Genomic DNA, 8,942 nt, shown 5'->3' with positions numbered 1-8,942 from the left:
AACGGACTGTTGTACGCCGCCGACGCCCCCTCCAACTGGTCCAGGAACCACAGCCGCTGCTGCGCGAAGGACAGCGGCAGCACCTCCGGCCGCTCACCCGCCACCAGGGCGGGCCGGGCCGGACGCCCCTCGCCCAGCCTCTCCGCCACCTTGGCGACGGTCGGGTTCCGGAAGAGTTCGCGGATGCCGAGCTCCGCGCCGAACGTGCCGCGGATGCGGCTGATCAGCCGGCTCGCGAGGACCGAATGCCCGCCCAGGGCGAAGAAGTTGTCGTCGACCCCCACCGAAGGCACCCAGAGGACCTCGGCGAAAAGGCCGCACAGGATCTCCTCCTGCGCCGAACCGGGGCAGCGACCGCCCTCGGTCGTGACCTTCCGGCCCGTCGTGGGTTCCTTCTGCTGAGCCATGACATCTCCCTCTGGTGCCGGTGCGGCGGTGATCGATGTACGCGACGGTCCGCCCGGACCGGGTGCTGCGTCACCTGGCCCGGGCGGTACGCGGGTGTGCGAAAGGAATGGTGGGGAAGGGGGGCGGCCGGCGGGTCAGCCGACCGTCGACGGGCGCGGCGCCAGGTCCGTCCAGTGCTGCTCGATGTACTCCAGGCAGGCCTGGCGGTCGTTCTCGCCGAAGGCGGTGGACCAGCCGGCCGGGACCTCGATCGCGTTCGGCCACAGCGAGTGCTGGTTCTGCTCGTTGACCAGGACCACGAAGCGGCCTTCGGCGTCCTCGAACGGGTTCGTCACAGCGGTTCTCCTTCTGTGCGGGGTGAGCGGTCGCGGCCGGGCGGGGCCCCGCCCTGCGGGGCGGGACCCACGTGCCGGGGTGACCGGGGCGCCCGGGCTGAGAGGGTTGAGAGGGGTGAGAGGGGTGCTACGGGTGGAGGAGCGCGCCGGTGTCCGGGAGCCAGACGTCCTCGGGAGCCAGCGCGGCCGGCGCGTACTTTCCCAACGCGCTGATCAGCAGCCTCAGTTCGAAGGCGAGGCAGGCGACCAGCCGGGTGATCCCGTCCTGTGGGTCCTCGTCGGCCGCGAGCAGGGCCGCCCGGCCCAGTCCGACGGCCCGGGCGCCCAGCGCCAGGGCCTTGACGGCCCTGGCCCCTTCCCACATCCGGCCCGAGGCCAGCAGGCAGTGCGACCGGGGCTGCGGCCCCAGCCGGCGCAGGCACTCGCCCAGCGGCAGGCCCACCTGGTCGAGGAAGCTGCTGGGCGCCCAGCCGCTGCCGCCCTCGGCGCCGTCCACGGTCACCGAGTCCGCGCCGCTCGCCCACGCCACGGCCGCCGCTTCCTGGACGTCCCGCCCGGGCGGGAGCTTCACCCAGATCCGCGCGCGCGGGTAGTTGTTGCGCATGAACCGGATCTGCTGGCGCAGGATCTCCGCCGTGAACGTGCCGGGGCTGCTGGACCGCAGGACGCGGTCGTGCTCGGCGTCCCCGCTGCCGAACACGCCCTCGTCGGTGCTGTACTGGCTCGCCAGGCGGCCCGCCACCGAGCGCTTCAGCACCGTCATGCCGCCGAGGCCGGGCTTGGCGCCCTGGCCCACCTTCAGCTCGAACGCCAGGCGGCCCGACTCCAGCAGCGCCTTCGCTGCCGGGGCGCTGTAGATCTGGTTCCACACCTCGGCGTCCGCGTCCTCGGTGCTCTGCTGGAACGCCAGTCCGCCCATCCCGTCGGGGAGTTCCTGCTCGTAGGCGCGCAGCCGGGCGATCATGCTGTCGCCGGTGTCGGCGGCCTCGTCGGCGGAACCTTCCCCGGAGCCGCGGGACGAACCGTCGTCGAAGCCGTTGGTCGGCACCACGTTCTCGCCGATGACCAGCGGGATGCCGAGGCGTCCGGCCTGGCGGCTGGCCGCCAGGCCGAGGCCCGAGGAGGCGACCTGGGTGGAGCCGAAGGCCGAGATGTACACCGGCAGCGACGAGCGGAACCCGCCGATGTCGGTGGCGAGTTCGACGTCGCCGTAGAGCGGCTCCCGGGCCAGGTCGGTGAGCTTCTCCAGCCGCTGGGGGACGAAGACCGGGGGGACCAGGCGCATCGCGTCCAGCGCGTCCGTGCCGCGGGTCGCCGCCGGCCGGGCGTCGCCGCCCGTGCCGCCGCCCGTGTCCGCGCCGGCGCCCGCGCCGAACAGCGTCAGACCGTAGCCCTGCATCGGCGGGAACGCGCGGGCGGCGCCCTCCCTGGCCCGTGCGCGGATCGCGGCCTCCGGGAACCCGGGGGCGCTCAGGACTCCGCTCACGGCGAGACCACCCCGGGGACCTTCGGGAAGGGCGTGGCCTGCCACACGGCGTCGAGCCCGGCGACGTAGCGGGTGAGCCGCTCGATGCCGATGCCGAAGCCGGCGCTGCCGGGGATCCCCTCCCGGACCATCTTCAGGTACCACTCGTACTTGGCCGGGTTCTCGCCGCTCTCCCGCATCCGGGCGATGATCCGCGCGTAGTCGAACTCGCGCTCGCTGCCGCTGATCAGCTCGCCGAAGCCCTCGGGGGCGATGAGGTCGAAGTTGCGCAGGACCTCCGGGCGCTGCGGGTCCTCGCGGTCGTAGAAGCCGCGCGAGCCCTTGGGGTAGTCGACGATGAAGAACGGCGTGTCGGACTTGTGCGAGAGCAGGCCCTCGCCCTGCCAGTCGATCTCGGCGTCGTGGTTCTGCTCGTGGCCCAGCCCCGACAGTTCGGCGATCGCGTCGCCGTGGCTGATCCGGTCGAACGGGGTGTTGCGGGTGAGCAGCGGGGTGAAGACGTCCGCGTCGCGCCCCAGGACCTCCAGTTCGGCGCCCATCGTCCGGACCACGCGGTCGACGGCGGCGGTCACGATGGACTGCGCCACGCCCATCGCGTCCTGCTGGGTGGCGCCGGCGATCTCCACGTCGAACTGGTGGAACTCGGCCAGGTGGCGGCCGATGTTCGCGGTCTCGAGCGGTTCGAGCCGGACGTTCGGCGCGACGTAGAACACCTTGTCGAAGGAGAGCAGCGAGGCCTGCTTGTAGAGGATCGCGCTGGTCATCAGCTTGTAGCGGTGGCCGTAGAAGTCGACGTCCACCTGCTTGGCGCCGCGGCCGCCCGGGTCCGTCACCGGCCCGATGATCGGCGGAAGAAGCTCCACGAACCCCTCGCCGAGGAGTAGTTCGCGGCCCGCCTGGACGATCTGGTTCTGGATCCGCAGCACGGACCGGGTCACGGGGCTCTTGAGGTGGTCCGGCAGCGCGCCGGGCCGTGCAGACTCGAACTGGCTGGTCAAGGGGTCTCTTCCTTCAGGTCTCTGGTCCTGTGGTTCCTTGGTCCTGCGGTTCTGTGCGGTCCTGCGGTTCTGTGCGGTCATACGGCTCCGCGGTCAAGCGGTTCCGCGGTCCTGCCGCCGTGCGGTCACGCGGTTCCCGCGCGGGTTCAGCCCGGGGCCCCGGGGATCCCGTCCAGCGCGGTGGCGGCCCGCTCGTCGAACGACCGCGCCACGTGGGACAGGGCGCGGAGCAGGTCCGCGGCGCTCATCGAGCGGTCGCCGCCGGATCCCCCGTGCGGCCGCACCGGCAGTGCGCCGGTGTGCGACCAGCGCAGCCGCCCGTCGGACTCGATGTAGCTCCTGGCCCGTCCGGCGTTGTCCGGGTGCAGGCAGTACGGGACGTCCAGCAGTCCCCGGTTGAACGCCTCCACCAGGGCGGCGCCCACGTCCGGATTGAGGCCGAGGACGGTGTCCACGAGCGCGGTCGCCTCGGCCAGGACCTCGCTGTCCGCCCCGGTGTCCGGGGGCGCCGATCCGCCCGCGTTCTGGGCGGCCAGCGCCGCGATCTCCAGCGCCTCGACGTTCTCCGGGACGGTGGGGATGCGGTGCGCCTCGGCGGCCGTCTTGACGATGAGCCGCTCCGCTCCGGTGTGCACCGCCAGTTCGGCGGCCTGCTCCAGCAGCAGCAGGGCGCCGGAGCGGGTGCTGGGGTAGACCCCCATGTAGTTGTAGATCACGATGTGGCGGTCGACGTCCGGCAGCAGCCGGTCGGCGAGCCGGCGCAGGGCCAGCACCGCCTCCCGGTCCTGTTCGGCGTTGGTCTGCTGCGCGTAGCTCAGCGAGACGCTGCGCAGCCCGTGCTGGCGGAAGAACACGCCTTCCAGGACGCTGATCGCCACCAGCAGGCTGGGCGGGCACAGTTGGCCGAGCATGCAGCCGCCGAAGGTCTCGACGTGCGGTTCGACGGAGCCGCCGCGGGCCCCGACCATCAGCTCGCAGGACTCCTCCCAGTTCCGCACCGCCTGGCGCAGCGGGAGCCGGCCGTACGGCAGGCAGTAGGAGACCGGGCCGCCTTCGGTGGTGTCGAGCCCCGCCTCCAGGGAGGCGGCGATGATGCCGCGGGGGCTCGCCGAGCCGTGCCGTACCTGGACCGGGAAGTCGCGCTCGCGCACGCCCTCCACGACCCCCCGGTTGGTCTCCCCGGGGTGGGTCCTGATCGGGTATCCGTTGAGGTCGCCGCCGCCGGCGACGGCCCGCCGGGCGTCGTCGAGCTTGCCGAGCCGGGTGTAGCTGTCCAGGGTGATCGTGCCGACCGTGGTGGCGTTGGCCCCCTTGACGGCGAGCAGCCCCTCCCGCATGGCCCGGGGGTCGCCGAAGCCCATGCGCGGCTGCACCACCAGGTCGCCCCGCTCGTGCGACCGCCGGACGAAGTCGGCGAACGCGTTGACCGGCGCGGCGTTCACGGGGTGGGGGCGGCGCGGAGCTCCTCGAGGACTCGGCCGGCCCGCCTCGCCTTCGCGGCGCGGAGGGTGGAGACGTACGTCTCGAACTCCGACAACCCGGCGGACTCGTGGAAGACCGCGGAGTACCCGGCGGACAGCAGTCGGCGCGTCATGTCCTCGCCGGCCGTTCCGCCCGCCCCGGCCAGCAGCTGCCGGCCGGTGCCGAGCTTGCCGCCGATGACGATCGGCGTGCCCGCGAGTTCGGGGGTGGCGCGCAGCGCGGCGATGGCGGACAGTCCGTCGCTCTCGCCGTGGCCGTTGACGCTGCTGAGCACGATGAGGTCGGGGGCTTCGTGGCGGCATTCGGCCGCCAGTTCCGCGCCCGGCAGGCACGGGCCGAGGTTCTGCACCCGGTGTCCCCAGTCCTCCAGCTGGAGCTGGAGGAAGACCAGGTTCCAGGTGTGCGAGTCCGACTCGGTGCCGGTGACGATCACGTCGAGGGCGGTGTCCGTGCGCATCGTCAGTTCCTCTCGCTGGGGTCGAGGGCGGTGATCCTGGTCGGCAGGGTGCGCCAGACCTCCGGGGTGTAGAAGTGCCCGCCGGGGAGCACGTCGTGGCGGTACTCGCCGAGCGCCAGGGAGCGCCACTGCTCTCCGGCGTCGGCCTCGATGACGTCGTCGTCGGCGCCCGACAGCATCTGCACCGGCATACTGACGGTGGCGCCGTCGGTGTACCGGAAGGTGTCCCGGACCCGGATGTCGGCGCGCATCAGCTCGACGCTCATCTCCTGGAGGTCGGGGTCCTCCAGCACGTGGGCCGGCATCAGGCCGTGGGTCTTCATCCAGAGCAGCAGGCCGTCGTCGTCGTCCTGCTGGGACGGGAACATGTCCCTGGGGGTGAGGCCGCGGGCGGGCGCGTTGGCGGAGGAGACGATCAGGTTCCGCGGCACCGGGCCGCCGGCGCGCTCGATCCGGGCGGCGACGTCGAAGGCCATCCAGCCGCCCATGCTGTGTCCGAAGAGCGCGTACGGCCCGTCGACGGCGGAGAGCACCGCCGCGGTGGCGTCCTCGGCGAGCTCCTCCCAGTCGGTGGCGAAGTCCTCCAGGAACCTGCCCTCCCGGCCGGGGTAGCAGATCGCGGACAGGGCGGTGTCGGCGGGCACGGCGTCGCCCCACAGGTGGTAGGAGGCCGTCCCGCCGCCGCAGAAGCCCAGGCAGATCAGCGTCAGGGCGGCGTTCTTCGGACGCCGGATGCTGATGACGGTGGTGTCCTGTGCGGTGTTCACTTGTCCTCCGTCCGACGGGACGCCACAAACTGCGCGAGCGAGCGCAGTTCGGGGTGCTGGTAGACCTCCTTGGTGGACACGGTGATCCCGAACTGCTTCTTCAGCCGCCCGATGACGCGCAGCGCGATGAGCGAGTGGCCGCCCAGCGAGAAGAAGTTGTCGGTGGCGCTGATGCCCTGGCGGCCGAGCACTTCGGACCACACGCCGGCGATCAGCGTCTCGAACTCGCCCTGGGGCTCGTCCCCGGGCTCCTGGTGGTCCTCGGCCCACAGGGCCTCGTCCACGGCGGGCAGGGCCCGGTGGTCCACCTTGCCGTTGACGCTCAGCGGCATGGCCTCCAGCGTGACGAAGGCCGACGGGACCATGAACGAGGGCAGCAGGCCGGACAGGTGTTCCTGGAGTTCCCGGGTGCGCGGGGCGCCGTCGCCCTCCGGGACGAGGTAGCCGACCAGCTGGTCGCCGGCGGTCTCGGTGCCGTGCAGGACGACGGCGGCGGTCCTGACCCGCGGGTGGACGGCCAGGGCGGCCTCGATCTCCCCGAGTTCCACCCGGTAGCCGCGGATCTTGACCTGCCGGTCGACCCGGCCCAGGTAGTCGAGGGTGCCGTCGGGGCGCAGCCGTACCCGGTCGCCGGTGCGGTACATCCGGCTGCCGGTGCCGGCCGGGTCGGCGACGAACCGCTGCGCGGTCAGCGCGGGCCGGCCGACGTAGCCGTTGGCCACGGAGGGGCCGGCGAGGTAGAGCTCGCCCGGCTCGCCGACGGGCGCGGCGTTCAGGGCCGCGTCGAGCACGTGGGCGGTGAACCCGGGCAGCGGCTGGCCGATGTGCGGGCCGTCGCCGGTGATCCAGGCCGCGGTGGCGTCCACCGTGCACTCGGTGGGGCCGTACAGGTTGACCGCCTCGACGGTGCCGGCGGCGCGGGCCTCGCCCAGTTCCCGCCAGACCTCGGCCGGTACCGGCTCGCCGCCCATGAACAGCCGCAGCACCCGGCCGTCGGCGGTGGGGGCGAGGAGGGCCTCGCGCAGCACGTCCCAGTGCGAGGGCGTCAGGTCCAGGTCGTCGACGGCGTGCTCGTCCAGGAGGGCCCGCAGCACGGCCGGGTCGGTGCGCTCGTTCTCGCCGATCACGACGATGCTGTCGCCCCGGCAGATCCGGGCCCACTGCTGGACGGAGGCGTCGAAGGAGATGCTCGCGTTCCAGGCCACCACGCGGGGCTCGGCGGCGTAGAAGCCGGCCTCCTCGAGGTCCGCGGCGAGCGCGGCGACGCCGCCCCGGGTGGCCTCCACGCCCTTCGGCGTGCCGGTCGAGCCGGAGGTGAAGATCACGTACGCCGGATCGGCCGGGTCTGCCTGGGCGGCCGGTGTGTCGGGCGCCGCGGTCCGGGCGGAGCGGGCGTCCGCGAGCGTGACGGCGTCGACCCCGGTGGGCCAGGCCGGCCCGCCGCCGGGCTCGGTGAGCACGGTCCGCAGGCCGGCGTCGGCCACCATGCGGGCGAGGCGCTCCTGCGGGTAGGCCGGGTCCAGCGGCACGTAGGCGGCGCCGGTCCGCCAGACGGCGAGCAGCGCGACGACGAGGTCCGCGCCGCGGTGCAGGCTGACGCCGACCCGGGTGCCGCGGCCGATCCCGCGCTCGGCCAGCCGCCCGGCCACCAGCCGCACTTCGTGGTCGAGTTCGGCGAAGGTCAGGGTGCGGTCGGTGCCGCGGACGGCCGTCCTGTCCGGGGTCGACCGGACGGCCCGTTCGAACCGGGCCACCGGGTCGGGCGGTGAGGTCCGGACTGCCGGGGCCTGGGGCTCCTCGGTGATGCTCACGCGGCACCGCCGGGCTGTGCCGAGGCCGCCACGGTGGGCCGGCAGTCGTCGAGTTCGACGGGGTTGCCCATCGCGACGACGATCCTGCGGTCGCCGCGGAACGGGTCGCGGCCGTGGGCGGTGAGGACGTTGTCGACGAGCAGGACGTCGCCCGGCTGCCAGGTCCGGCGCACGGTGGCCTCGGCGTACGCGGCGTTGATGGTGTCGAGCTCGTCCCGGGTGAGGGGTTCGCCGTCGGCCACGCCGGTTTCGAACGGCAGGCCGTCCGCGCCGAATTCACCGACGAGCGTGTCGCGGAGTTCCTCGTCCAGTGACCAGGAATTCCAGAAGGCCATGTGATTGAACCAGACTTCCTCGTCGGTCGACGGGTGCCGGATGATTCCGGGCCGCCGCTGGACGGTTTTCAGATTTCCCTCGTCGTCCCAGCGGCAGGAGATCAGGTTCTCCGCGCAGTACTTCTCCACCTCCTCCCGGTCTTCGGTCGCGAATGCCTTCTCCCAGCTCACGGAGATGTTCTCGTCGTAGCTGCGGTGCAGTGTCCAGCCGTGGGAGCGAATGCGCTCGACCAGGGGGGCCGGGAGTTTCCGCAGGACTTCCCGGCAATCCGCCACCGGGGTCGCTCCGCCCTCCTCCGGGGCGATGAGGCAGGCGAACATCAGGAGGCCCGGGAACGTCAGCGTGTAGCTGTTCTCGTTGTGCATCCGGATGGACTGGGCCGGCGGCAGGTCGGTGGACGAGTAGACGTCGTTGCCGAAGCTGCTGCGGGGCGTGGCCTTCTCCCGGTAGGGGGTCCGCTGGGGGACGAGGACGTCCCGGACGAGCGCGAAGTCCTCGACGGAGGCGACCGGAAGCCCGCGCAGGTACAGCGCGCCGTACCTTTGAAGCGCGGCACGGAGGTCGGGCAGGAGCGCGTTCAGCCACGCGCAGGCCGCTTCGACGCCTTCGAATCGAGGGGCGACGAGGGTCGCCGGCGCGCCCTCCTCCAGGATCCAGTCCAGTTCTTGCGGTGGTGCGGTGCTTGCAGAAGACATGACTCGATGCACCTTCCTCAGGACGGAGCGCCACGGCGTTGTTCCGTGGTCGTTCCAGGGCACGTTGAATCGCGATCAGAACCTCTGACCAGGGAACACGGCTTTCGGCCGCAGGGGGGCCTTTGCACCAGCTCTTCGGGGAACGCACGCGGCCCGGATTCGGGGGC

9 protein-coding genes are annotated in these 8,942 nt (G+C 72.6%); all 9 read right to left on the bottom strand.

Annotated elements, in window-relative coordinates:
* On the bottom strand, positions 1-407 hold a 407-nt coding region (locus ACWD4P_RS27800; protein ID WP_449781491.1), incomplete at its 3' end, for a phosphopantetheine-binding protein.
* A 135-nt stretch (positions 408-542) separates the two neighbouring features.
* Positions 543-743, bottom strand: coding sequence for an MbtH family protein (locus tag ACWD4P_RS27795; RefSeq protein WP_449781490.1), 201 nt, complete (start codon positions 741-743; stop codon positions 543-545).
* A gap of 127 nt (positions 744-870) precedes the next feature.
* Positions 871-2,229, bottom strand: coding sequence for a glutamate synthase-related protein (locus tag ACWD4P_RS27790; RefSeq protein WP_449781489.1), 1,359 nt, complete (start codon positions 2,227-2,229; stop codon positions 871-873).
* A complete protein-coding gene (locus ACWD4P_RS27785) occupies positions 2,226-3,227 on the bottom strand; it encodes an asparagine synthetase A (protein ID WP_359828157.1) in 1,002 nt (333 codons plus the stop codon). The genes ACWD4P_RS27790 and ACWD4P_RS27785 overlap by 4 nt, the downstream gene beginning before the upstream one ends.
* Before the next feature lie 146 nt (positions 3,228-3,373).
* A complete protein-coding gene (locus ACWD4P_RS27780; RefSeq protein WP_449781488.1) occupies positions 3,374-4,669 on the bottom strand; it encodes a methylaspartate mutase in 1,296 nt (431 codons plus the stop codon).
* Positions 4,666-5,166, bottom strand: coding sequence for a cobalamin B12-binding domain-containing protein (locus ACWD4P_RS27775; RefSeq protein ID WP_359828155.1), 501 nt, complete (start codon positions 5,164-5,166; stop codon positions 4,666-4,668). The genes ACWD4P_RS27780 and ACWD4P_RS27775 overlap by 4 nt, the downstream gene beginning before the upstream one ends.
* Positions 5,167-5,168: 2 nt before the next feature.
* Positions 5,169-5,933 (bottom strand): thioesterase II family protein, encoded by a 765-nt coding sequence (locus ACWD4P_RS27770; RefSeq protein WP_359828154.1) that lies wholly within the window; start codon positions 5,931-5,933, stop codon positions 5,169-5,171.
* Positions 5,930-7,744 (bottom strand): non-ribosomal peptide synthetase, encoded by a 1,815-nt coding sequence (locus tag ACWD4P_RS27765; RefSeq protein WP_449781487.1) that lies wholly within the window; start codon positions 7,742-7,744, stop codon positions 5,930-5,932. The genes ACWD4P_RS27770 and ACWD4P_RS27765 overlap by 4 nt, the downstream gene beginning before the upstream one ends.
* Positions 7,741-8,775 (bottom strand): TauD/TfdA family dioxygenase, encoded by a 1,035-nt coding sequence (locus ACWD4P_RS27760; protein WP_449781486.1) that lies wholly within the window; start codon positions 8,773-8,775, stop codon positions 7,741-7,743. The genes ACWD4P_RS27765 and ACWD4P_RS27760 overlap by 4 nt, the downstream gene beginning before the upstream one ends.
* Positions 8,776-8,942 lie beyond the last annotated feature (167 nt).

Source organism: Kitasatospora sp. NPDC002543 (assembly GCF_053594915.1).
This window is presented reverse-complemented; position numbering and strand designations above follow the sequence as displayed.